This window comes from Pseudomonas sp. LB3P14, from assembly GCF_054898045.1.
Map to the genome: position 1 here is coordinate 174217 of NZ_CM142714.1, position 23284 is coordinate 197500.

Below are 23284 nucleotides of genomic sequence, written 5' to 3' on the forward strand. Positions count from 1 at the left end.
AGCGCTAACACACCATCTACCTCGTTTCGTCAAGCTGACGATTGGAAGGAGGCCGCCCATGCAGGCGGCCCCATTTACTTGAGCGTTGTAGCCAGCGGGAACGAAAAAGCCCGGCATATTGCCGGGCTCTCTGTAGACGGGGCCAAATCCCTTTGGCTGACCGCATTGTGCTTGGTAGGTATGACGAAGGAATGACAGGCAGATACAAAAAGCCCGGCGCTGGGTCGGGCTGGACTGACTTTTTAGATATCAGAATGGAAGTCGAGCTGTCGCGGCTTTGGATCAACCGCACGCCTACTCAGTTTTCCCTCGCTATCATCCTTAAAGTAAACATAAACACGATATCGATAGAGATCAGGATCTTCTTTTTCAGCGTACCAAAGCCCATCAGCCATCGGCCTTGCTGTTTATACACCCAGCCTTCAGCTGGGGCGTTTACGTTCAATGAAGAACCCTGCGGCTCTCTCCAATCCTGATCCGATCGAGCGCCCTGTTTAACGCATCTAAGGCATCGAGGAGGGCTTTCGCCTCAGTCTCCCGACCATCGCCCCAGAGGCGTTCAGCCATTTTGTTCAGCGCCTGGATAGAGCGCTCAATTTCAGCTGCGGTCGGCGCTGTATTATTTTCCTGCTGTTTCTTCGGCATTCGGTAACTCTTCTGCAGGGCATTGTTTGGCTCTCAGGAACTCGCGCGAGTACATCATTCACCAGAGCATGTATTTGATCGGTTCCGCTAAGCCTACAGCGCGAACCACGGCCGCCGTTCTTCCCGGGTGCAGCGTATCGAATCCATGCGCTGGTCTAGTGCTATTGCCTTCGAAGGGGCGTGAGGCTTAAACAATGAAGAAACACCGCGTGTACCGTCAATCTCCCGCACCTCAAAAAAAAAGCTTGTCGCTTAGGTTTTTGCATTGCTGTTGACGATCAGCTTCGGTGATGGGTATCGGCAACGCGTCGAGCTGCACGCACAGAGGGCCTCCTGCTGGCTGCCGTTGGGCGGGGGCACGCGGGTGGTGTCGTAGGGAAATGGGCGCGTTGTTAATTCAGGCTTTGGATTTGGCTTGCTGTATCTGACCTGTGAATCATTGAGCGGCCTCACGGTCATATCGCTGACCTTTGCATTTAGGACGTTCAAATGAAGCGTGCAGTAATAATGTTCATGGCCATTTCAGGCTCTCTCCTGCTGGGAGGCTGTGGGCCTCACTGGGACGACGGAGAAAGGTACGGTCGAGATCGTGATCGAGGTCATGATTACCGTCGTGGATACGACCGCGGGTATGACGATGATCGAGGGCATGACCGCGGATATGATCGACGTGATGATGATCAGCGGTATGATCGCAATCACGGTCGTGACCGTGATCGTGACGATAGAGACGACTGACGCCTCCCCGGATACTCGAGCTTCTTCTCGTCCGCGTGCCCCATCAACGCCTGTGTCGCACAGTCTCTCCAGCGCTCCAACGATATAAAGCTTCTATGGGGCCGGGCTTTTCGTTTGCACTGGGAATCATCATGCGCTGTCCATCGTCTTCAGTGGCATGGGTTGCCTGTGATTCAGGCGTAAGATAGCGGTGCTACCTCATCAAAAGGAGCCGCATATGATCGCCGACCAAATGAACAAGCAGGTATCTGAGGACAGAGCTGTTTGGGATCAATACTTCTGCGCAGCGTTGATTGCGGAAAGCAATCTGACGGCGCCGGTTGTAGGAGGGGCTACTCATGAAGACAGGCAGAACCTGTTGATTGAAAGGGCCAAAGCTCTCGCCGACAAGATGATGGAAAACAGAAAATAACCAGAGCCCAGCCATCGCGCTGGGCTCTTCACATCTGGATCTCGGCACCGGGCAATCTCCGGCTTTATAGGCTACTACTGACAGGCCAATTCAAATTTCGACCTGACAGGAGTATCTCGATGCTGGCTCACTGGTTTCTTGCGGCGGTTCATCTCTTGGCTTTTGCGCTGGGCTTTTGGGCCGTGCTGACTCGCGGGACTGCATTACGTCGTCTGGCTGCCGGCGCGGGGGAGGTTCGCAGCGTATTGATCGCCGACAATCTATGGGGAATCTCTGCAGTCATTCTCTTGGTGACGGGTGGGATGCGAGCCTTTGGCGGGTACGAAAAAGGCACTGACTACTATCTTCACCAGCCACTGTTCCATCTCAAGATGACGTTGTTTGTCCTCATCCTGTTACTTGAAGTTGCTCCGATGGTGACGCTGATCAAATGGCGGATTGCCCTGGGCCGTGGCGTGGCTATCGATACCGGTCGGACAAAGCTGTTTGCCCGAATCAGTCATATCGAAGCGTTGCTGGTGTTGCTGATAGTTGTGGCTGCCACGGGCATGGCGCGCGGTGTGACGTTCGGTTAGCCGAGATGGATCGGGCTCTTCCTAGGGGTTAAACGGAAGCGTCTGACAGTCATGATATGGGACTTGCCGGTAGTATCGGTTTCACGTTCTCGAGAGGATGACAGCGAAGTGCCATGACCCGTCTCGGGACCGGGCGAGCGAGTAAACGGATGGCGATGCGGCGCTTGAATCTTTAGCCAGCCATGGTTCTGGGGCGAACGGGCTGGCTACTGACTGCAACAGGATTCAGGGGGTCTGCGGTTTGTCTGGAGCGGTGAGGCCGGCCTGAATGCGCTGATAAATTTCTTCGCGATGCACCGCAACGTCTTTCGGGGCGTTAATGCCAATCCTGACTTGCTGGCCGCTAACGCCCAGAATGGTGATCGTAATGTCATCACCAATGTTTATGCTTTCACCGACTTTGCGGGTGAGTATCAGCATGGTCTTCTCCTTGATTGCTTTGTAGGGCACCTGATTCGGACAGTGCAGAGGTCGGTGGTATGTATAGATTAGTGCGAAGTCTCACGGTTTGGGTGCCTCTTTCTGACGCGCAGATGCTGCATTAATTCCCAAGGCGTAACTATACAGAGGCCGCATCCATCATTCTCGTTGTTTTGAGCCCATTTTGCGGCACTCGGGAAGTATTCATGAATGTTAAAATCGCCGCTTTAAGCATTCTGAGGGAAGCGTTGTGCGCAAAATGGTCTTGGTAATCGCGGTACTGGCGCTGGCGGGATGCGGTGAGGGCAAGAGCGTTGACGCGCAAAAGCCGCAGCCGGCAGCTGCGGCTGCACCTTCGGTAGCATCCGCACCACAATGGGATCTCGAAGTTCGAGGCGCAACAACTCAGGCGGTCAGCGACCTTAGCGGCTGGCTGATTGAGCACAGTTTCGTTTCCAATGTCGTCAAGGAAAATGGAAAGACCCGGATTCTGGTCGGGCCATTCAGTTCGAAAGCCGAGGCCGAGGCCAAACAGGCAGAAGTGGGCGCGGCGCTCGTCCGGGCGAAGAAACAGAACATCGAATTACTGGTTGTCGAACATCCAGTGGCCCAGTAGTGGTCTTTACCAGGGAGCTTTCGGCGGAACATCTTAAAGGGATCCACATTGACTCGTTCCAGACGTAGTCACTGTCGGAGAAACGAACAAAGGCCTCGGGTATTAAACCCGAGGCCTTTGTGTTTTCAGCGAACGCTTAACCGCAGGCTTTCATATCGACCGGGCCGACAAACGCGTTGCCGCGTCCCATGACGCACGCCACGCTCTGGTTACGCTGACGTTCCCAGGCCTCTACCGGATAGGTTTTGTTCCAGGCTTCGTACAGTTGTCGATCCTGTTTCGACAGGCGCAAACCGTACTGCTTGCTCATGTAGAAATATGTCCGGGCGATCATGCCGCGTATGGACGGGCGGGGCATGACCTTCTTCGCCTTGAAGTCGACCTGGGTCAGGCACGAACCGTATTGGCCCGACTGCACCGGCAACCAGCCGAAACTGAAGTTGCTGCGATCACCATTCACCTCACCAATGCTCGGCACCAGGTTGTGCAAGTCGGCTTCGGCCTTCTGATAGGTCGGATCGTAGCGCGTGCAGTTCTTGCGCCCACCTTCTTGCCAGCACTGACGCTGATGGCCGATTTGCCAGGCCGGAACAATGTGCTCCCACTCGATGCGGGAAGCGCGCTTGGCGTTTTTGCGTGGTACATAACCGCAGGCTGCGAGGTTGACCTTGTTGCCGGTGTATTTGCACCCGCAATAGAACTCCGTGGATTGCGGTGCGTAGAGCTTCCAGGCAACTTTCTTGGCTTCGTTGAAGGTACGGGGGGCGCCAGCCTGGGCGCCGAGAGTGATGAGCAGAAACAGCAAAGCAAACCAGCGAACACTCATTGACTCAATCTTCCTTCGGCACAACCCAGAAAATCTGCACACCGCCATCGTCGCGATAGGCGAGGGTGACGTTGTCGTTCTCGTCGATTTCTTCGAGCAATTGCTCCCACTCGTCCACGAGTTCGTCCGGTAGACGGAAGATCAATGCGGCTTTGGCTTTTTGGGCGGTGGGGGAATTGATGATTTTCTGAACGCGCATACCCATGCGTTCATAGGAGTCAGGAGAGGCAGAGGTGTTGGCCACGGAATTATCCTTATTAAGCTGTACGTGCATACAGTATTTAACTGTAAGCATTTTCGCAACTGCTTAAAATTCAAGAAAATCCTCTGACAGCGTTTTTTCCGTTTGGTGTAGGACGATGAGAAAATTTTTATCGGAATATCGGAAGGAGACGTGAACCACTCGCCTGGGTTGGCGAGTGGTGAAAGCGGTGCCTGACCGGAACCGGTCAGGCGAGGGCGAATCAGTATTCCCAGAACATCCGTTGCAGCTCTTTGCTGTCGTTGGTCTTGGTCAGTGCGACCATGGCCAGGATGCGGGCTTTTTGCGGGTTCAGGTCATGCGCCACAACCCAGTCGTACTTGTCGTCAGGCTGTTCGGCATTGCGCAGTACGAAACCGCCGGCGTTGACGTGGGATGAACGAATGATTTGCACGCCGTCCTTGCGCAGGGCTTGCAGCGCAGGGACTACACGGGACGAGACTGACCCATTGCCGGTACCGGCGTGAATGATGGCTTTGGCGCCGGACTGAGCCAGTGCTTTGTAGGCGGTATCGCTGACATTGCCGTAGGAATAGGCGATTTCGACGTCAGGCAGACTCTTGATGGTTTTGATGTCGAATTCCGAGTCCATGGTATGGCGCTTGGCAGGCAGGCGGAACCAGTAGGATTTGCCCTCGACCACCATGCCAAGTGGACCCCAGGCACTTTTGAACGCCTCGGTCTTGATGTTGATCATTTTGCTGACGTCGCGACCCGACTGGATTTCATCGTTCATGGTCACCAGTACGCCTTTGCCGCGTGCATCTTTGCTGCTGGCCACGGCCACTGCGTTGTACAGGTTCAGCATGCCATCGGCCGACATCGCGGTGCCTGGGCGCATGGAGCCGACGACGATGATTGGCTTGTCGGTTTTTTCCACCAGGTTCAGGAAGTAGGCGGTTTCTTCCAGGGTGTCGGTGCCGTGGGTGATGACGATGCCGTCGACGTCTTTGCTGTCGGCCAGTTCAGCCACGCGACGACCCAGTTGCAGCAGGTTGTCGTTGGTGATGCTTTCGGACGCGATCTGCATGACCTGTTCGCCACGAACGTTAGCCAGCTGGCTGAGTTCCGGGACCCCGGCGATCAATTGTTCGATGCCGACTTTCGCCGCTTGATAGGTAGCGCTGTTAGCCGCGCTGGCGCCCGCGCCGGCAATGGTGCCGCCGGTGGCCAGGATCACCACGTTCGCCAGTTTCTGTTGGGTTTCGACTTCTTTTGCCTGAAGGGCGGTGGGCAGGAGCAGCAAGAGGGCCAAAGCGCCCGGAACGAAGGTCTTGAAAGCAGATGTCATTATTTTTCTCTCTAGTAGTGAGACGGTGCTGATGCAGGTTCATCTAGATGCGCCCCAGGCGGATCTGAACGCTTGGGGTGAATGAGATGAGCAGGATCTGTACCAGTCGTACTTTGAAGGAGAAAAACTTTTAACTTGATGATTTTTATAAATATTTATTTGAGTGGTCGGGACGGTTACACAGCCTGTTGTCCGGGTTTCCGAACACGTTGAGCGTTTGTGTTCGGCTCTCCGAAAAGTACTACAACCTCTGTAGAGCAAATCGCCTTGCCAGATTGCGAATCAGTGCTAAAGAAACCCGCGCTTCGGTCGATGCTCCTTTAAAGGATCTTTCCACTCAGGAGTTTAAATGTCGTTATCCATTGGGATCCCAAACGCCGCAGGCGTCACCATCGGCGGCAAGTCCGCCGCTACGATTCAAGCGCTGAGCGATCAGACGGCCGATGCCGCGAATCAAGCGCTGGGTACGAAGGAAAGCGAGAGCAAGCAAGTCAGAACCGGTGTTGTGGGCCTGGGTAAAAGTGCGGAATCGACTGAAACGGATGGCGCCGACAACGCCTCTGTCGCGGAAAAGGTATTGCTCAAGCGTCTGAAAGAGCTGCAAGAGCAACTGCGTCAACAGCAGCAACAATTGGCAGCGGCCCAATCGGCTTCTTACCCGACGCCTGAAGCCAAGACCACCGTTGTGATGGCGATTCAAGGGCAAATAGCCGATACCACCGCTGCAATTCTGGAAACGGCGAACAGCCTGTACAAGGAAATGGCCAAGGGCTCCGGTGCTGGATCGGTGGTCAACACGACGGCATGACGTAAATACCTGGCTTTTGCCGGTTGGCCCGCAAAACGTCTTTTCCGGCCGTTGACAAATCACAGCAGGGTTCGCATAGTTCGGTCTACGCAAACGTTTGCGTGGTGCTCCCGGTGGTTATTCATTGGTGAGCGCCATGAAGCCTACGCCAGCGCAAGCGTTGCTCACAATAATCATAAGATCGGAGTGAACCCATGAAGCTGCCATTCGCTGGACGTCTTCTCGCTGTCGCTATGCTGGCTGCCGCATCCGCTGCGTTGCCTGTCTCTTCGGCCTTCGCCGAGACCCCTGAAAAACCCAAAGTCGCGCTGGTCATGAAATCCCTGGCCAACGAATTCTTCCTGACCATGGAAGACGGCGCCAAGGCCTATCAGAAAGACCACTCCGGCGATTTCGAGCTGATCTCCAACGGCATCAAAGACGAAACCGACACGGCTGGCCAGACGCGCATCGTCGAGCAAATGATTCTGGCCAAGGTCAATGCGCTGGTCATCGCGCCAGCTGATTCCAAGGCTATGGTTCCAGTGATCAAGAAAGCCATCGATGCCGGTATCACCGTGATCAACATCGACAACCAACTGGACCCGGCTGTCGTCAAAAGCAAGAACATCACCGTACCGTTCGTAGGCCCGGATAACCGCAAAGGCGCGCGTCTGGTAGGCGAGTACCTGGCCAAGCAACTGAAGGCCGGCGACGAAGTCGGCATCATCGAAGGCGTGTCCACCACCACCAACGCCCAGGCTCGCACCGCAGGCTTCAAGGACGCGATGGAAGCGGCACAGATCAAGGTTGTCTCGCTGCAATCCGGTGATTGGGAGATCGACAAGGGCAACAAGGTTGCCGCTTCGATCCTCAGCGAGTACCCGCAAGTCAAAGCGCTGCTGGCCGGCAACGACAGCATGGCCGTCGGCGCAGTATCCGCCGTGCGTGCAGCGGGCAAGGCTGGCAAGGTGCAAGTGGTCGGTTACGACAACATCAACGCCATCAAGCCGATGCTTAAAGATGGCCGGGTTCTGGCCACTGCTGACCAGTTTGCAGCCAAGCAAGCCGTGTTTGGCATCGAGACTGCGCTGAAGATCATCAAAGGTGAGAAAGTCGACAGTGGCGCCAATAGCGTCATCGAAACTCCGGTAGAGCTGGTCACCCAGTAGTCCTTCTGGCGACACAACGGTGCTCGCCCGTCCGGGCGAGCGCATGGAGAGTTTTTATGTCAGTTCCCGCCCCGAACGCTGTCCTCTCGGTCAGCGGTATCGGTAAGACCTACGCCCAACCGGTCCTGGCCGGCATCGACCTGACGCTGATGCGCGGTGAAGTGCTGGCGCTGACCGGCGAAAACGGTGCCGGAAAAAGCACGCTGTCGAAGATCATCGGCGGGCTGGTCACACCGACCACCGGCCAGATGCAATTCCAGGGGCAGGATTACCGCCCCGCAAGCCGCACTCAGGCCGAAGCCCTCGGCATCCGCATGGTGATGCAAGAACTCAATCTGTTGCCGACCCTGTCAGTGGCGGAAAACCTGTTTCTCGACAACCTGCCCAGCAACGGCGGCTGGATCAGTCGCAAGCAATTGCGCAAGGCTGCGATCGAAGCCATGGCCCAGGTCGGCCTCGACGCGATTGACCCGGACACGCTGGTGGGCGAATTGGGCATCGGTCACCAGCAAATGGTGGAGATCGCCCGCAACCTGATCGGCGATTGCCACGTGCTGATCCTCGACGAACCGACTGCAATGTTGACGAACCGTGAAGTCGAGATGCTGTTCGAGCAAATCACTCGTCTGCAAGCTCGCGGCGTTTCGATCATCTATATCTCGCACCGTCTCGAAGAGCTGGCGCGGGTCGCCCAGCGTATTGCGGTACTGCGCGATGGCAACCTGGTGTGCGTCGAGCCGATGGCCAATTACAACAGCGAGCAACTGGTTACGCTGATGGTCGGTCGTGAACTCGGCGAACACATCGACATGGGCCCGCGCAAGATCGGTGCTCCAGCCTTGACGGTCAAAGGGCTGACCCGTTCCGACAAGGTTCGCGACGTATCCTTCGAAGTACGCGCCGGCGAGATCTACGGGATTTCCGGTTTGATCGGGGCAGGGCGCACCGAGTTGCTGCGGCTGATTTTTGGTGCTGACATCGCAGACAGCGGCACCGTTGCGCTCGGTTCGCCAGCGCAGGTTGTGAGTATCCGGTCACCGGCTGACGCGGTCGGTCATGGCATCGCCCTGATCACTGAAGACCGCAAGGGCGAAGGCCTGCTGCTGACTCAATCGATCAGCGCCAATATCGCCTTGGGCAATATGCCGGTGATATCCAGCGGTGGCTTCGTCAACAACGGTGACGAGAGGGCCCTGGCCCAGCGTCAGATCGACGCCATGCGCATCCGCAGCTCCAGCCCGACACAACTGGTTTCGGAACTCTCCGGCGGCAACCAGCAGAAAGTCGTGATCGGCCGTTGGCTGGAGCGCGATTGTTCAGTGTTGTTGTTCGACGAGCCAACGCGTGGCATCGACGTCGGCGCCAAGTTTGACATCTATGCCTTGCTCGGCGAGCTGACCCGTCAAGGCAAAGCGCTGGTGGTGGTGTCCAGCGACCTGCGTGAACTGATGTTGATCTGCGACCGGATCGGCGTGCTCTCCGCGGGACGTCTGATCGACACCTTTGAGCGCGACAGTTGGACCCAGGATGATTTGCTTGCCGCCGCGTTCGCCGGCTACCAAAAACGTGATGCGTTGCTCAACGAAGCAACGCCTAGGGATCTCACATGAATACTGCAGTGTCTGCCGGCAAACGTAGTGGCAATTTTTACGGCCTCGGTACCTATCTGGGCCTGGCCGGTGCCTTGCTGGCAATGGTCGCGCTGTTCTCGGTTCTGAGCAGCCATTTCCTGTCCTACGACACTTTCAGCACCCTGGCCAACCAGATTCCGGACTTGATGGTGCTGGCGGTCGGCATGACGTTCGTGTTGATCATTGGCGGTATCGACTTGTCGGTGGGCTCGGTGCTCGCGCTCGCGGCGTCAACGGTCAGCGTGGCCATTCTCGGTTGGGGCTGGAGCGTGCTGCCTGCGGCGCTGCTCGGAATGGCGGCGGCAGCACTGGCCGGGACCATCACCGGTTCGATCACCGTGGCCTGGCGGATTCCGTCGTTCATCGTGTCCCTCGGCGTACTGGAAATGGCCCGCGGCGTGGCGTATCAGATGACCGGATCGCGCACGGCCTATATCGGTGACGCCTTTGCCTGGTTGTCCAACCCGATCGCCTTCGGCATCTCGCCGTCGTTCATCATTGCCTTGCTGATCATCTTCATTGCCCAGGCAGTGCTGACGCGTACCGTGTTCGGCCGTTACCTGATCGGCATCGGCACCAACGAAGAGGCGGTGCGTCTGGCGGGGATCAATCCAAAACCCTACAAGATCCTGGTGTTCAGCCTGATGGGGCTGCTGGCGGGTATTGCCGCGCTGTTCCAGATTTCCCGTCTGGAAGCGGCGGATCCGAATGCCGGCTCCGGGCTGGAATTGCAAGTGATCGCCGCGGTAGTGATCGGCGGTACCAGTTTGATGGGGGGGCGCGGTTCGGTCATCAGCACGTTCTTCGGGGTTCTGATCATTTCCGTGTTAGCGGCCGGTCTGGCGCAGATCGGCGCGACTGAACCCACCAAACGCATCATCACCGGCGCGGTGATCGTGGTGGCGGTGGTGCTTGATACTTATCGCAGTCAGCGCGCAAGCCGGCGGACCTGAGTCATGGCAACGATCAAGGATGTGGCAGCGCTCGCGGGAATTTCCTACACCACGGTTTCCCACGTGGTGAACAAGACCCGGCCGGTCAGTGAAGAGGTACGGGTCAAGGTCGAGGCGGCGATCAAAACCCTCGACTACGTGCCCAGTGCCGTGGCCCGGTCCCTCAAGGCCAAAACCACGGCGACCATCGGTCTGCTGGTGCCCAACAGCCTCAACCCGTACTTCGCCGAATTGGCGCGAGGCATTGAGGATTACTGCGAGCGTAATGGCTACTGCGTGATCCTCTGTAATTCCGACGACAACCCGGACAAACAACGCAGCTACCTGCGCGTACTGCTGGAAAAACGCATTGACGGGCTGATCGTCGCTTCGGCCGGCGGTGATGCAGGGCTGGCAGAAGGCCTGGCAGGCGTGCGTACACCGATGGTGATCGTTGACCGTGGACTGGAAGGTGTAAATGCCGATCTGGTGCGCATCGATCACGAATACGGCGCCTATCTGGCGACCCGCCACCTTCTGGAATTGGGGCATCGAGACATTGCCACCATTGGCGGCCCGGCGAGTACCAGCGTGGCGCAGATGCGTCTGGCCGGTTATAGCCGTGCCCTGAAAGAGGCGGGTGTCGAAGTACCCCGCGAGCGCATGCTTGAAAGCGACTTCACCAGCACCGGCGGTTACAACGCCGCCGCGATCCTGTTGGAAAAGAACCCGCCGAGCGCGATCTTCGCCGGTAACGACATGATTGGCATCGGTGTGCTGCGAGCGGCGGCCGAGCGCAATATTCGTGTGCCGACGGAGCTGTCGGTGATCGGCTTCGACGATATTCAAATGAGTCGCTATGTGTACCCGGCGCTGACCACCGTGGGGCAGTCGATTCTGCAACTCGGTGAGATGGCTGCCGAAGTGCTTTTAAGAAGAATCGCCACACCGGATATGGCCACCGATCAACGGATCGTGACGCCCAGTATTGTCCTGCGGGAGTCGACTGCGCCGCTGGCCGGCGTGTTCGCCCAGTTCCGTTGAAATAGAAAGCCGCTAAATCAAAAGCTCCGCTGAAACAGAATTGATGAGTAGTGATGTATGCCAGCAAAAGTAGTGGTTATAGGCAGCCTGAACATGGACCTGGTCACCCGGGCGCCACGGCTGCCCCGTGGCGGTGAGACGTTGATCGGCAAGTCGTTTGCCACGGTTTCCGGTGGCAAGGGCGCAAACCAGGCGGTCGCTGCGGCGAGGCTGGGGGCGCAGGTGTCGATGGTCGGTTGCGTGGGCAGCGATGCCTACGGCGAAGAACTGCGCGGGGCGCTGTTGGCCGAGCAGATCGATTGCCAGGCGGTCAGCACCGTCGACGATTCCAGCGGCGTAGCGTTGATCGTGGTCGATGACAACAGCCAGAACGCAATCGTGATCGTTGCCGGGGCCAATGGCGCGCTGACGCCAGCGGTGATTGACCGTTTCGATGCAGTATTGCAGGCCGCGGACGTGATCATTTGTCAGCTGGAAGTGCCGGATGCCACTGTCGGTCATGCGCTCAAGCGCGGCCGTGAATTGGGTAAGACCGTGATCCTCAATCCGGCGCCAGCCAGTCGCCCGCTGCCGGCGGACTGGTACGCGTCCATCGATTACCTGATTCCCAACGAAAGCGAGGCCTCGGCCCTGAGTGGTTTGCCAGTGGATTCTCTGGCATCTGCTGAAACCGCTGCGACCCGGTTGATCGCCATGGGCGCCGGCAAGGTCATCATTACCCTGGGGGCTCAGGGTTCGCTGTTTGCCAACGGCAAAAGCTTCGAGCATTTCCCTGCGCCGAAGGTGAGGGCTGTCGATACCACGGCGGCTGGCGACACCTTCGTCGGTGGTTTCGCCGCAGCACTGGCGGTGGGCAAAAGCGAAGCCGAAGCGATCCGTTTCGGTCAGGTCGCCGCAGCGCTGTCGGTGACCCGTGCCGGCGCGCAACCCTCGATCCCCACCTTGTCTGACGTACAGGCCTTTAAAACACCATGAAAAAGACACCTTTGCTTAATGTTGCACTGTCGCGGCTGATCGCATCCCTGGGCCATGGCGACAGGGTGGTGATCGGCGACGCAGGCCTGCCGGTGCCGCCAGGCGTTGAACTGATCGACCTGGCCCTGACCCATGGCATCCCGGATTTCGTCAGCACGTTGAAGGTTGTACTCAGCGAAATGCAGGTTGAGAGCCATGTGCTGGCCCAGGAGATCCTGGACAAGAAACCTTCGGCGTTGGCGACGCTCGATGAGCTGAATGCTGAAGGTGCGCTAGGTCAGCGTGAGCTGCTCAGTCATGACCAATTCAAAGTCCTCAGCCGACAGGCACGGGCGATTGTTCGTACAGGCGAATGTCAGCCGTATTGCAACATCGTCCTGGTGGCGGGGGTAACGTTCTAACTCGCTGTTGTCTTTCTGCTGTTCCACGCACAAGGAGTGCGCTATGCACCGCTATGCTCAGAAACTGCACCACCTGCTCCGGAGTCTGCTGCTTTTGTCCCTGATTACCGCAACAAGCGCCCAGGCGGCGGAAAAAATCGACTTGATCATCGACACCGACCCGGGTGCCGACGACGTGGTCGCCTTGCTGTTTGCCCTGGCGTCGCCGGATGAGCTGAACATTCGTGCGCTGACCACCGTCGCCGGCAACGTTCGCCTGGACAAGACGTCGCGTAATGCGCGGCTGGCCCGCGAGTGGGCAGGGCGCGAGGAGGTGCCGGTCTACGCGGGCGCACCGAAGCCCCTGATGCGTACGCCGATTTACGCCGAGAACATCCATGGCAAGGAAGGCCTGTCGGGCGTCACCGTACATGAGCCGAAGAAAGGTCTGGCCAAGGGCAATGCGGTCAACTACCTGATCGATACCTTGAAAGCCGCCAAGCCCCATAGCATCACCATCGCCATGCTGGGTCCGCAGACCAATCTGGCCCTGGCGCTGATCCAGGAACCTGAAATCGTTCAGGGCATCAAGGAAGTGGTGATCATGGGCGGGGCGCACTTCAACGGCGGCAACATCACCCCGGTGGCCGAATTCAACCTGTTCGCCGACCCGCAGGCTGCGGAAGTGGTGCTGGAAAGTGGCGTGAAGCTGACTTATCTGCCGCTGGACGTGACCCACAAGATCCTCACCAGCGAAGCGCGCCTGAAGCAGATCGCGGCAATCAACAACAATGCCAGCAAGGTGGTAGGCGATATTCTCAATGAATACGTCAAAGGTGACATGGAACACTATGGCATTCCGGGTGGCCCGGTGCATGACGCAACCGTCATTGCCTACCTGCTCAAGCCTGAGTTGTTCACCGGTCGTTCGGTCAATGTGGTCGTTGATAGCCGCGAAGGCCCGACGTTCGGCCAAACCATCGTCGACTGGTATGACGGCCTGAAAGCGCCGAAGAATGCCTTCTGGGTTGAAAGTGGCGACGCCCAAGGCTTCTTTGACCTGCTGACCGAGCGTCTGGCTCGTCTGAAGTAAGCCCTACACCCGCAGGTGCCAGCCTGCGGGTTTTACGTTCACTCGCTATCTGTCAGGCCCCTATAGTTGATGGGGTACTTCTCGAATATTTGTGCGATGAATGTCTGGGCGGCTTGCGTCCCGAGCTCCTTGACCAATAGATCGATGCCAATGATTGCCAACTCTTCCGGGCTGCCCGGGCTGTAAGAGCTGTGGCCCTGTGGCCACTTGGCTTTGATGTCGGCGTCGATGCTTACGGTGGTCATGATGGCGCTCGTGAAGTCGGGAAAGTCTGAGTGTCGAGTTAACCATTTTGCGCAGCATTTGACACTCCGACTTAGGCATGAGGGGAGGGCTATGCGACACTTGGCCTTTGACGAATTTTCAAGGACTGTGCTGTGCAGATCGATTTGAACGCTCCTGACGGCTTGACCCTTGAGGCGGTGCGTCAGCTGCTGGCCTCCGCCAGCGACGATGAGCACACTCAATTGCGGGTGACCAAGGGTGGCATCGCCTACATTTCATCAGGTGTTGTGGGCGGCACTGATATCAGCGGGCTGCTGTTTCGTCTGGAGACGTGGGCCAAGGGTTCCGGTTATGTAGGATTGGTCGCGGCCAGTGACGAGGTCTGGGTTATGCAGATTTTCAATGCGCTCAAGGAAAATTGGCCGAATCCTCCGTTCGACTACATTGACGTCTATTGAGCGCTGTTCATATTCAGTCACGATTGCGAGATGAACGGCAGGGAATGCTCAGGCAAACTCGCCGTTTTTCCGGATTGAGGGCAGGGTGCTAGTAACCCTGTGAAACCAAACGCCAGATTGGCGGTCGCACGATCTCAGCTTAACTATTGAAAAAAGGAGGCTTCATGCCTTGGAAGCTCGCGTCATTGGGTACTTTGTTGGCCGTTGCCATGCTCGCAGGTTGCAGCACTACCTCCACCGAGTCGACAACAGACCCTGTCACGACGACTGATACGGGTCACAGCCGTTGTGAGGCAAAGGCTGCCGAATTCACCATTGGCAAAAAGGCTTCGCCTGAACTGCTGGAGCAGGCGCGTACTCGCGCAGGCGCACAAAATGCACGGTTCCTCTTGCCCACCGATATGGTGACCCTGGAGTACCGCTCGGATCGCCTCAACCTGAATACCGATGCCAACCGAGTGGTCACTCGCGTCAACTGCGGCTGATCGCTTCAGGTTTTTGTTTCGCCCATAAAAAACCCCGCCACATGGACGGGGTTTTTTTAGTGCGCCAGAAACTTACTCTGGGCGAACTTGTGCAGCTTGCATACCCTTTTGGCCTTTCTCAGCCACGAAGGAAACGGTTTGGCCTTCTTTCAGGCTTTTGAAACCGTCGCTTTCGATAGCTTTGAAGTGTACGAACAGGTCGTCACCGCCACCTTGAGGAGTGATGAAGCCGAAGCCTTTTTCATCGTTGAACCATTTAACGGTGCCGGTTTGGCGATTAGACATGGTGTATCTCCAAGAAACATATATTTTCAGTAGTGCTGTGCTGCTCAGGCCAACTGGGCACACCGGGGTATCATAGTCGAAATGTTCGCTTTGGGAGCCCCCCGGACGTGCTGTTTGCCCTGCAGTCGCGTTCTGTTTGCTGCTTTGTTTGGCTGCAAGCCCCGTTTTAAAAGGCTTTCAGCCAAAAGTAAAGACAATAAAAAAACCTGTAAAACCTGCATAAATTGTACGAAAGGGCGGTTTTCAGAGGCTTTTTACTGTCGTTGCAGGCGAAAAAATCCCTCTGTCGGGCTTATTTTTTCGCCTTGTTATCGGCTTTGCACGACGAGATTTGGGTCAGCGCTTTTTGTTTCAGCGCGTCATTGGCCGTGTTGTCCATCAGGGACTGGATGTCTTTGGCAGGGTACGATTTGATGGCATCCGCGCCGCAAGCGCAGTGTGCCTTCGCTGCTGCAGCACCGATCTGCGGAGTGGCCGCTTCTGTGCACTGAGCCATGTATTTCTCGCGCTCGCCCTTTGGCCAATCGGCATGGGCGGCCAGTGGCAGCAGCAGAACAATTGGGGCGACTACTGCGAACAAACGATTCAGACGCATGCTGGGATGCTCCTTGTGGGTCAATGTCTTGTTATCTGAGGGGTAAAGCGGGGTTCAAGTTCAGCACTCTGGCATAAAATTGCACGATTTGCCCCGGTACAAATCCTCGTTGCATCGACGACCGTTCATCTGTGCTAGCATGCCTCGCTCGGGCGTTTGCAGGCTCCGGATGACCTTCAGTCCCGGTAGCGGCAAATGTTCGAATAACCCTGATTTGAATCCCAGTCACTCTGGTTCGGTTTTCCGGTTGGCCGCAAGGCTCCTGCCGCTGTAAGGCAGGCGTTCGTCATTGAATGGCCTGGATCGGATCTTGTACTGGCTCATCCCAACCCACGTGACCTTTGGTAGGGGTCACCACTAGGAGAGGAGGCGCCATGCCAACTATTACTCTTCCCGACGGCAGTCAACGTTCATTCGATCACCCGGTTTCCGTAGCCGAGGTCGCCGCATCCATTGGAGCCGGCCTGGCCAAAGCCACCGTGGCCGGCAAGGTCGATGGCAAGCTGGTCGACGCCAGCGACATCATCGGCAGCGACGCTACGCTGCAAATCATTACGCCAAAGGATGAAGAGGGGCTGGAAATCATTCGCCACTCTTGCGCCCACCTGGTGGGTCACGCGGTCAAGCAGCTGTACCCGACGGCGAAGATGGTCATCGGTCCGGTCATCGACGAAGGCTTCTATTACGACATCGCCTTCGAGCGTCCTTTCACTCCGGACGACCTGGCCGCCATCGAACAGCGCATGCAGCAGCTGATCGAAAAAGATTACGACGTGATCAAGAAAGTCACTCCGCGCGCCGAAGTGATCGAAGTGTTCAAGGCCCGTGGCGAAGACTACAAGCTGCGTCTGGTCGAGGACATGCCGAACGAACAGGCCATGGGCCTGTACTATCACGAAGAATACGTCGACATGTGCCGCGGTCCGCACGTGCCGAACACTCGCTTCCTGAAATCCTTCAAGCTGACCAAGTTGTCCGGCGCCTACTGGCGTGGCGATGCCAAGAACGAGCAATTGCAGCGCGTTTATGGCACCGCATGGGCCGACAAAAAGCAGTTGGCGGCTTACATCCAGCGCATCGAAGAAGCTGAAAAGCGCGATCACCGCAAGATCGGCAAGCGTCTGGGCCTGTTCCACACCCAGGAAGAGTCGCCGGGCATGGTGTTCTGGCACCCGAACGGCTGGACTCTGTATCAAGTGCTTGAGCAGTACATGCGCAAGGTTCAGCGCGACAACGGCTATCTGGAGATCAAGACTCCGCAGGTCGTTGACCGCAGCCTCTGGGAGAAATCCGGGCACTGGGCCAACTACGCCGACAACATGTTCACCACTCAGTCGGAAAACCGCGACTACGCGATCAAGCCGATGAACTGCCCTTGCCACGTGCAAGTGTTCAATCAGGGCCTGAAAAGCTACCGTGAGTTGCCGATGCGTCTGGCCGAATTCGGTGCCTGCCACCGTAACGAGCCATCGGGTGCGCTGCACGGCATCATGCGTGTGCGTGCGTTTACTCAGGACGACGCCCACATCTTCTGCACCGAAGAGCAGATGCAGGCCGAATCTGCTGCGTTCATCAAGCTGACCATGGACGTTTATGCCGACTTCGGCTTCAAAGACGTCGAGATGAAGCTGTCCACTCGTCCGGAAAAACGCGTCGGCTCCGACGAGCTGTGGGATCGCGCCGAAGCTGCATTGGCTGCAGCCCTTGATAGCGCTGGCCTGCCGTACGATCTGCAGCCGGGCGAGGGTGCTTTCTACGGTCCGAAGATCGAGTTCTCGCTGAAAGATTGCCTCGGCCGCGTCTGGCAGTGTGGTACCCTGCAGCTCGATTTTAACCTGCCTGTCCGTTTGGGAGCCGAATACGTCTCCGAAGACAACAGTCGCAAGCACCCGGTAATGTTGCACCGGGCGATCCTCGGATCCTTCGAGCGTTTCGTCGGAATCCTGATCGAGCACTACGAGGGTGCATTCCCTGCGTGGCTGGCTCCGACCCAGGCAGTGATCATGAACATCACTGACAAACAGGCCGATTTTGCCGCCGAGGTTGAAAAAACTCTCAACGAAAGCGGATTTCGTGCCAAGTCTGACTTGAGAAATGAAAAGATCGGCTTTAAAATCCGCGAGCATACTTTGCTCAAGGTTCCTTATCTCTTGGTTATCGGAGATCGGGAAGTCGAGATGCAGACTGTCGCTGTGCGTACTCGTGAAGGTGCTGACCTGGGCTCGATGCCCGTCGCCCAGTTCGCTGAGTTTCTCGCGCAAGCGGTTTCCCGGCGTGGTCGCCCAGATTCGGAGTAATTACTATTAAGCGTGAAATGAGACAAGATAAACGAGCTGCACCGAAAGCCCCGATCAACGAGAATATCTCGGCACGCGAGGTTCGGTTAATTGGGGCTGAAGGTGAACAGCTTGGGATTGTGTCAATTGAAGACGCGCTTCTTAAGGCTGAAGAGGCCAAGCTGGATCTGGTGGAAATTTCCGCCGATGCAGTACCCCCTGTTTGCAAACTGATGGACTACGGCAAATCGATCTTCGAGAAGAAGAAGCAGATTGCCGCGGCCAAGAAAAACCAGAAGCAGATTCAGGTTAAAGAAATCAAGTTTCGTCCAGGGACGGAGGAAGGGGATTACCAGGTAAAACTGCGCAACCTGGTACGTTTCCTGAGTGATGGGGACAGGGCCAAGGTATCCTTGCGATTCCGCGGCCGTGAGATGGCCCACCAGGAGCTGGGGATGGAACTCCTCAAGCGAGTTGAAGGTGACTTGCTCGAGTACGGTTCGGTCGAACAGCATCCTAAGATGGAAGGACGCCAGCTGATCATGGTCATCGCCCCGAAAAAGAAGAAGTAATCAATAGGGCACGGCAGGCCTTCTGATTATGTTTATCAACTGAATGCGGAGTATCCGAACATGCCAAAAATGAAAACTAAAAGTGGTGCTGCTAAGCGGTTTCTGAAAACTGCTAACGGTATCAAGCACAAGCACGCTTTCAAGAGCCACATCCTGACTAAAATGTCGACCAAGCGTAAGCGTCAACTGCGCGGTAGCAGCTTGCTGGCACCGTGTGACGTGGCAAAAGTCGAGCGCATGCTGCGCCTTCGTTAATTTAGTCAAGAATAGAGGAAGTAACTCATGGCTCGTGTAAAGCGTGGCGTCATTGCCCGTAAACGTCACAAAAAAATTCTGAAACTTGCTAAAGGCTACTACGGCGCTCGTTCGCGCGTATTCCGTGTTGCCAAGCAAGCGGTAATCAAGGCAGGCCAATACGCCTACCGTGACCGTCGTCAGAAAAAACGTCAGTTCCGCGCTCTGTGGATCGCTCGTATCAACGCTGGTGCACGTATCAACGGTCTGTCCTACAGCCGTTTCATCGCCGGCCTGAAAAAAGCGTCCATCGAGATCGACCGTAAGGTTCTGGCTGATCTGGCAGTGAACGAAAAAGCGGCGTTTGCTGCGATTGTCGAGAAAGCTAAAGCCACCTTGGCTTAAGTACCCCCGACAGTCACCCGGCCTCACCTCTGTGGGGCCAGGTGTTAAACGTCATAAATAGGGGAAGAGCCTTCAAGCTCTTCCCCTATTTTGTATCTGGAGTCTGTACATGGAAAACCTGGATGCGCTCGTCTCTCAAGCACTAGAGGCTGTGCAAAGCGCTGAAGATATCAATGCCCTGGAGCAAATCCGGGTTCACTACCTTGGCAAAAAGGGCGAATTGACTCAGGTGATGAAGACCCTGGGGAATTTGCCGGCAGAAGAGCGTCCGCAAGTCGGTGCTTTGATCAACGTTGCCAAGGAGCGTGTCACAGAGGTTCTCAATGCGCGCAAGGCGTTGTTTGAAGAGGCTGATCTAGCCGCCAAACTGTCTGCCGAGTCCATTGACGTGACCCTGCCTGGCCGCGGTCAGACCTCCGGTGGTCTGCATCCGGTCACTCGCACTCTGGAACGTATCGAACAGTTCTTCACCCACATCGGCTACGGCATCGCCGAAGGTCCTGAGGTCGAAGACGACTACCACAACTTCGAAGCGCTCAACATCCCAGGCCATCACCCGGCCCGGTCGATGCATGACACCTTCTATTTCAATGCCAACATGCTGTTGCGCACCCATACCTCGCCGGTACAGGTCCGCACCATGGAATCGAAACAGCCGCCGATCCGCATCGTCTGCCCGGGCCGTGTGTACCGTAGCGACTCCGATATCACCCACTCGCCGATGTTCCACCAGGTCGAAGGCCTGCTGGTCGACCGCGATATCAACTTCGCCGACCTGAAAGGGACCATCGAAGAGTTTCTGCGCGTGTTCTTCGAAAAAGAACTGGCCGTGCGATTCCGTCCTTCCTACTTCCCGTTCACCGAGCCATCCGCTGAAGTCGACATGGAATGCGTGATGTGCAGCGGTAAAGGCTGCCGTGTCTGCAAGCAGACGGGCTGGCTGGAAGTCATGGGCTGCGGCATGGTTCACCCGAACGTGCTGCGCATGTCCGGGATTGACCCGGAAGAGTTTTCGGGCTTTGCCTTCGGCATGGGCGTCGAGCGTCTGGCCATGCTGCGTTACGGCGTGAACGACTTGCGTCTGTTCTTCGACAACGACTTGCGGTTCCTCGCGCAATTTCGCTAGTCGTAACGAATTCTTAGGAGAGCAGGATGAAATTCAGTGAACAATGGCTGCGTGGCTGGGTAAGCCCGCAGGTAAGTCGCGACGAGCTGGTTGCTCGTCTGTCGATGGCCGGTCTTGAGGTCGATAGCGTTACGCTGGCCGCCGGTGAATTCAATGGCGTGGTTGTGGGCGAGGTGCTGAGCACCGAGCAGCACCCGGACGCCGACAAGCTGCGCGTTTGCCAGGTTAGCAATGGCTCGGAGACCTTCCAGGTAGTATGCGGTGCGCCAAACGTGCGCCCGGGCCTGAAGATCCCGTTCGCCATGATCGGCGCCGAACTGCCAGGCGACTTCAAAATCAAGAAAGCCAAGCTGCGTGGTGTTGAGTCCAACGGCATGCTGTGCTCGCAAGTCGAGCTGCAAGTCGGCGAAGGCAACGACGGCCTGATGGAATTGCCGGTCGATGCGCCGGTGGGTCAGGACATTCGTGAGTACCTGAGCCTGGACGACGCCAGCATCGAGGTCGACCTGACCCCGAACCGCGGCGACTGCCTGTCCCTGGCCGGTCTGGCCCGTGAAGTCGGTGCGCTGTACGCCGCCGAAGTCACCCGTCCGGTGGTTGCTGTTGTGCCAGCCGTGCACGATGAAGTGCGTTCGGTTGAAGTGCTGGCGCCGGCCGCTTGCCCGCGTTACCTGGGTCGTGTGATCCGTAACGTCGACCTGTCCAAGCCAGCGCCTTTGTGGATGGTCGAGCGCTTGCGTCGTGGCGACGTGCGCAGCATCGACGCTGCCGTCGACATCACCAACTACGTGATGCTGGAACTGGGTCAACCGCTGCACGCGTTCGATCTCGCCGAAATCAATGGCGGCATCCGTGTGCGCATGGCCGAAGAAGGCGAGAAACTGGTTCTGCTCGACGGTCAGGAAGTCAGCCTGCGTAGCGATACGCTGGTGATTGCCGACCACACCCGCGCCCTGGCCATCGCCGGCGTCATGGGTGGCGAGCACAGCGGCGTCAACACCGCGACCACTCGCGACGTATTCCTGGAAAGCGCGTTCTTCGATCAGATTGCTGTCGCTGGCAAGGCTCGTTCTTACGGTCTGCACACCGACGCTTCGCACCGCTACGAGCGTGGCGTGGACTGGCAACTGGCCCGTGAAGCCATGGAGCGTGCCACTGGCCTGCTGCTGGAAATCACTGGCGGTGAAGCTGGCCCGATTATCGAAACCGTCAGCGAGCAGCATCTGCCGTCGATTGCGCCGGTTACTCTGCGTGCGCAACGCATCACTCAGATGCTGGGCATGGAAATGGATTCGGCCGAAGTCGAGCGACTGCTCAGCGGCCTGGGTCTGAAGATTTCTGCCGATGGGGCAGGGCAGTGGCGCGTTGAAGTGCCAAGCCATCGCTTCGACATCAGTCTGGAAGTTGATCTGATCGAAGAGCTGGCTCGTCTGTACGGTTACAACCGTCTACCGGTTCGCTACCCGCAAGCTCGTCTGGCGCCGCAAGCCAAGGCTGAAGCGCGTAGCGATCTGCCTGAGCTGCGCCGTCTGCTGGTAGCCCGTGGTTATCAGGAAGCGATCACCTACAGTTTCATCGATCCGAAACAATTCGAGCTGTTTAATCCAGGTGTCGAACCGCTGTTGCTGGCCAACCCGATTTCGAACGACATGGCCGCCATGCGCTCGTCCCTGTGGCCTGGTCTGGTCAAGGCACTTCAGCACAACCTGAACCGTCAGCAGGATCGCGTTCGTTTGTTCGAAAGCGGCCTGCGTTTCGTCGGTCAGTTGGAAGGCCTGAAGCAAGAGCCGATGCTGGCGGGTGTTGTTTGCGGTAGCCGTCTGCCGGAAGGCTGGGCACAAGGTCGCGATGTCGTGGACTTCTTCGACGTCAAAGCCGACGTGGAAGCGGTGCTGGGCTTTGCTGGTGCACTGGATTCGTTCACGTTCGTACCGGGCAAACATCCTGCGCTGCACCCGGGTCAAACCGCACGCATCGAACGTGAAGGTCGATTGGTCGGTTTCGTCGGGGCTATTCACCCTGAGTTGTCGAAAACCCTCGGTCTCGACCGTCCCGTCTTCGTTTTCGAGTTGGTTCTGGCTGAAGTGGCATTGGGCAAAATGCCTAAATTCCAGGAGTTATCGCGTTTTCCTGAAGTGCGTCGTGACCTGGCACTGATTGCGGCCAAGGACGTCGCGGCCAGTGCTGTACTGGACGTAATCCGTGAAAATGCAGGCGAATGGCTGACAGACCTCAGGCTATTTGACGTATATCAGGGTAAAGGCATTGATCCTGATAGAAAAAGCCTTGCAGTCGGCTTGACCTGGCAGCATCCATCGCGCACTCTTAATGACGATGAGGTGAATACCACGACGCAAAACATCCTCACCTCGCTCGAACAAAGGTTGAACGCCACGTTAAGGAAGTGACGTATGGGGGCTTTGACGAAAGCTGAGATGGCGGAACGTCTGTATGAAGAGCTGGGCCTGAATAAACGGGAAGCCAAGGAATTGGTCGAACTGTTTTTTGAAGAAATCAGGCACGCTCTTGAAGACAACGAACAAGTCAAATTGTCCGGTTTCGGCAATTTTGATCTTCGGGACAAACGCCAGCGGCCTGGCCGCAATCCGAAAACGGGTGAAGAAATCCCGATCACGGCTCGCCGTGTGGTCACCTTTCGTCCAGGGCAGAAGTTGAAGGCCCGAGTTGAGGCTTATGCTGGAACCAAGTCATAACGACGAGCTACCCGTCATCCCAGGCAAACGCTACTTCACCATTGGTGAAGTCAGCGAGCTATGTGCGGTAAAACCGCACGTGCTGCGCTATTGGGAGCAGGAGTTTCCTC

General features: G+C 57.0%; 30 protein-coding genes (1 of these 30 cut by a window edge). 22 read left to right on the top strand and 8 right to left on the bottom strand.

The genetic code is table 11. From position 1 onward, the window contains the following. Positions 1–441: 441 nt before the first annotated feature. On the bottom strand, positions 442–645 hold the full coding sequence (locus tag ACYZT5_RS00825) for a hypothetical protein (protein WP_462049363.1): 204 nt from the start codon (positions 643–645) through the stop codon (positions 442–444). 489 nt (positions 646–1134) lie between these two features. Between ACYZT5_RS00825 and ACYZT5_RS00830 the strand changes: the two genes are divergently transcribed. The 3 genes from ACYZT5_RS00830 (at position 1135) to ACYZT5_RS00840 (ending at position 2370) form a co-directional block, all read left to right on the top strand. Further along, positions 1135–1383 (top strand): hypothetical protein, encoded by a 249-nt coding sequence (locus tag ACYZT5_RS00830; RefSeq protein ID WP_462049364.1) that lies wholly within the window; start codon positions 1135–1137, stop codon positions 1381–1383. 217 nt (positions 1384–1600) lie between these two features. Beyond that, a complete protein-coding gene (locus tag ACYZT5_RS00835) occupies positions 1601–1795 on the top strand; it encodes a hypothetical protein (RefSeq protein ID WP_074875283.1) in 195 nt (64 codons plus the stop codon). Positions 1796–1914: 119 nt separating this feature from the next. Further along, positions 1915–2370, top strand: a complete 456-nt coding sequence (locus ACYZT5_RS00840) for a DUF2214 family protein (protein ID WP_462049365.1) — start codon at positions 1915–1917, stop codon at positions 2368–2370. Positions 2371–2595: 225 nt separating this feature from the next. Here the strand turns inward: ACYZT5_RS00840 and csrA are convergent, their stop codons facing one another. Next, complete coding sequence (gene csrA / locus ACYZT5_RS00845; RefSeq protein WP_007938114.1) at positions 2596–2790, bottom strand: carbon storage regulator CsrA; 195 nt, start codon at positions 2788–2790, stop codon at positions 2596–2598. 250 nt (positions 2791–3040) lie between these two features. Between csrA and ACYZT5_RS00850 the strand changes: the two genes are divergently transcribed. Continuing rightward, on the top strand, positions 3041–3406 hold the full coding sequence (locus ACYZT5_RS00850; RefSeq protein ID WP_462049366.1) for an SPOR domain-containing protein: 366 nt from the start codon (positions 3041–3043) through the stop codon (positions 3404–3406). A 136-nt stretch (positions 3407–3542) separates the two neighbouring features. Here ACYZT5_RS00850 and ACYZT5_RS00855 read toward each other — a convergent pair whose 3' ends face one another. The 3 genes from ACYZT5_RS00855 to ACYZT5_RS00865 all read right to left on the bottom strand — a co-directional run bounded on the left by ACYZT5_RS00855 (position 3543) and on the right by ACYZT5_RS00865 (position 5785). After that, positions 3543–4232, bottom strand: a complete 690-nt coding sequence (locus tag ACYZT5_RS00855) for an endonuclease (RefSeq protein ID WP_462049367.1) — start codon at positions 4230–4232, stop codon at positions 3543–3545. A gap of 4 nt (positions 4233–4236) precedes the next feature. Then, complete coding sequence (locus tag ACYZT5_RS00860; protein ID WP_462049368.1) at positions 4237–4527, bottom strand: DUF1654 domain-containing protein; 291 nt, start codon at positions 4525–4527, stop codon at positions 4237–4239. Positions 4528–4696: 169 nt separating this feature from the next. Further along, positions 4697–5785 (bottom strand): asparaginase, encoded by a 1089-nt coding sequence (locus ACYZT5_RS00865; protein ID WP_462034265.1) that lies wholly within the window; start codon positions 5783–5785, stop codon positions 4697–4699. A 349-nt stretch (positions 5786–6134) separates the two neighbouring features. On the opposite strand from ACYZT5_RS00865, the gene ACYZT5_RS00870 reads away from it, so the two are divergent. The 8 genes from ACYZT5_RS00870 to ACYZT5_RS00905 all read left to right on the top strand — a co-directional run bounded on the left by ACYZT5_RS00870 (position 6135) and on the right by ACYZT5_RS00905 (position 13799). Further along, the gene (locus ACYZT5_RS00870; protein ID WP_462049369.1) at positions 6135–6593 is read left to right on the top strand and encodes a hypothetical protein; all 459 of its coding nucleotides are present in this window, start codon (positions 6135–6137) and stop codon (positions 6591–6593) included. Between the two features lie 194 nt (positions 6594–6787). Beyond that, positions 6788–7744, top strand: coding sequence for a substrate-binding domain-containing protein (locus tag ACYZT5_RS00875; RefSeq protein ID WP_462049370.1), 957 nt, complete (start codon positions 6788–6790; stop codon positions 7742–7744). A 56-nt stretch (positions 7745–7800) separates the two neighbouring features. After that, positions 7801–9354, top strand: a complete 1554-nt coding sequence (locus tag ACYZT5_RS00880) for a sugar ABC transporter ATP-binding protein (protein WP_462049371.1) — start codon at positions 7801–7803, stop codon at positions 9352–9354. Further along, positions 9351–10328: an ABC transporter permease gene (locus tag ACYZT5_RS00885; RefSeq protein ID WP_282376628.1), complete on the top strand. Its 978-nt coding sequence runs from the start codon at positions 9351–9353 to the stop codon at positions 10326–10328. Before ACYZT5_RS00880 ends, ACYZT5_RS00885 begins: the two co-directional genes overlap by 4 nt. Positions 10329–10331: 3 nt before the next feature. After that, on the top strand, positions 10332–11351 hold the full coding sequence (locus ACYZT5_RS00890; protein WP_462049372.1) for a LacI family DNA-binding transcriptional regulator: 1020 nt from the start codon (positions 10332–10334) through the stop codon (positions 11349–11351). A 57-nt stretch (positions 11352–11408) separates the two neighbouring features. After that, a complete protein-coding gene (rbsK, locus tag ACYZT5_RS00895) occupies positions 11409–12326 on the top strand; it encodes a ribokinase (protein ID WP_462049373.1) in 918 nt (305 codons plus the stop codon). Then, positions 12323–12727 (top strand): D-ribose pyranase, encoded by a 405-nt coding sequence (gene rbsD / locus ACYZT5_RS00900; RefSeq protein WP_462030424.1) that lies wholly within the window; start codon positions 12323–12325, stop codon positions 12725–12727. The genes rbsK and rbsD overlap by 4 nt, the downstream gene beginning before the upstream one ends. 43 nt (positions 12728–12770) lie before the next feature. Then, a complete protein-coding gene (locus tag ACYZT5_RS00905) occupies positions 12771–13799 on the top strand; it encodes a nucleoside hydrolase (protein WP_462049374.1) in 1029 nt (342 codons plus the stop codon). 38 nt (positions 13800–13837) lie between these two features. Here the strand turns inward: ACYZT5_RS00905 and ACYZT5_RS00910 are convergent, their stop codons facing one another. After that, entirely contained in the window at positions 13838–14044 is a 207-nt protein-coding gene (locus tag ACYZT5_RS00910; RefSeq protein WP_462049375.1) for a hypothetical protein, read from the bottom strand. Between the two features lie 132 nt (positions 14045–14176). Between ACYZT5_RS00910 and ACYZT5_RS00915 the strand changes: the two genes are divergently transcribed. Together ACYZT5_RS00915 and ACYZT5_RS00920 are read left to right on the top strand one after the other, a co-directional pair. Beyond that, positions 14177–14482 carry a hypothetical protein gene (locus ACYZT5_RS00915; protein WP_461964683.1) on the top strand — a complete coding sequence of 102 codons (306 nt, stop codon included), beginning with the start codon at positions 14177–14179 and terminating at the stop codon, positions 14480–14482. A 164-nt stretch (positions 14483–14646) separates the two neighbouring features. Beyond that, complete coding sequence (locus tag ACYZT5_RS00920; RefSeq protein ID WP_033061805.1) at positions 14647–14967, top strand: I78 family peptidase inhibitor; 321 nt, start codon at positions 14647–14649, stop codon at positions 14965–14967. A 72-nt stretch (positions 14968–15039) separates the two neighbouring features. Here ACYZT5_RS00920 and ACYZT5_RS00925 read toward each other — a convergent pair whose 3' ends face one another. Continuing rightward, complete coding sequence (locus ACYZT5_RS00925) at positions 15040–15252, bottom strand: cold-shock protein (RefSeq protein WP_003179963.1); 213 nt, start codon at positions 15250–15252, stop codon at positions 15040–15042. A 292-nt stretch (positions 15253–15544) separates the two neighbouring features. Further along, on the bottom strand, positions 15545–15847 hold the full coding sequence (locus ACYZT5_RS00930) for a hypothetical protein (RefSeq protein WP_461958181.1): 303 nt from the start codon (positions 15845–15847) through the stop codon (positions 15545–15547). A gap of 374 nt (positions 15848–16221) precedes the next feature. Here ACYZT5_RS00930 and thrS point away from each other — a divergent pair, with 374 nt between their 5' ends. The 8 genes from thrS to ACYZT5_RS00970 all read left to right on the top strand — a co-directional run. Beyond that, positions 16222–18144, top strand: a complete 1923-nt coding sequence (gene thrS, locus ACYZT5_RS00935; protein WP_008145656.1) for a threonine--tRNA ligase — start codon at positions 16222–16224, stop codon at positions 18142–18144. After that, on the top strand, positions 18144–18695 hold the full coding sequence (gene infC, locus ACYZT5_RS00940) for a translation initiation factor IF-3 (protein WP_169857083.1): 552 nt from the start codon (positions 18144–18146) through the stop codon (positions 18693–18695). Before thrS ends, infC begins: the two co-directional genes overlap by 1 nt. A 60-nt stretch (positions 18696–18755) precedes the next feature. Continuing rightward, positions 18756–18950, top strand: coding sequence for a 50S ribosomal protein L35 (gene rpmI, locus ACYZT5_RS00945; protein ID WP_008145659.1), 195 nt, complete (start codon positions 18756–18758; stop codon positions 18948–18950). A 27-nt stretch (positions 18951–18977) separates the two neighbouring features. Beyond that, the gene (gene rplT / locus ACYZT5_RS00950) at positions 18978–19334 is read left to right on the top strand and encodes a 50S ribosomal protein L20 (RefSeq protein ID WP_007905879.1); all 357 of its coding nucleotides are present in this window, start codon (positions 18978–18980) and stop codon (positions 19332–19334) included. 109 nt (positions 19335–19443) lie between these two features. Further along, positions 19444–20460 (top strand): phenylalanine--tRNA ligase subunit alpha, encoded by a 1017-nt coding sequence (pheS, locus tag ACYZT5_RS00955; RefSeq protein WP_007905876.1) that lies wholly within the window; start codon positions 19444–19446, stop codon positions 20458–20460. Positions 20461–20486: 26 nt separating this feature from the next. Then, positions 20487–22868, top strand: coding sequence for a phenylalanine--tRNA ligase subunit beta (pheT, locus tag ACYZT5_RS00960; RefSeq protein ID WP_462049376.1), 2382 nt, complete (start codon positions 20487–20489; stop codon positions 22866–22868). Positions 22869–22871: 3 nt separating this feature from the next. Beyond that, positions 22872–23174: an integration host factor subunit alpha gene (ihfA, locus tag ACYZT5_RS00965; RefSeq protein ID WP_002553164.1), complete on the top strand. Its 303-nt coding sequence runs from the start codon at positions 22872–22874 to the stop codon at positions 23172–23174. Then, positions 23155–23284: the beginning of a MerR family transcriptional regulator gene (locus ACYZT5_RS00970; protein ID WP_003179985.1), read on the top strand. The gene runs 227 nt beyond the window's last position; the window shows 130 of its 357 coding nt (coding positions 1–130); its start codon is at positions 23155–23157; the stop codon falls past the right edge of the window. Before ihfA ends, ACYZT5_RS00970 begins: the two co-directional genes overlap by 20 nt.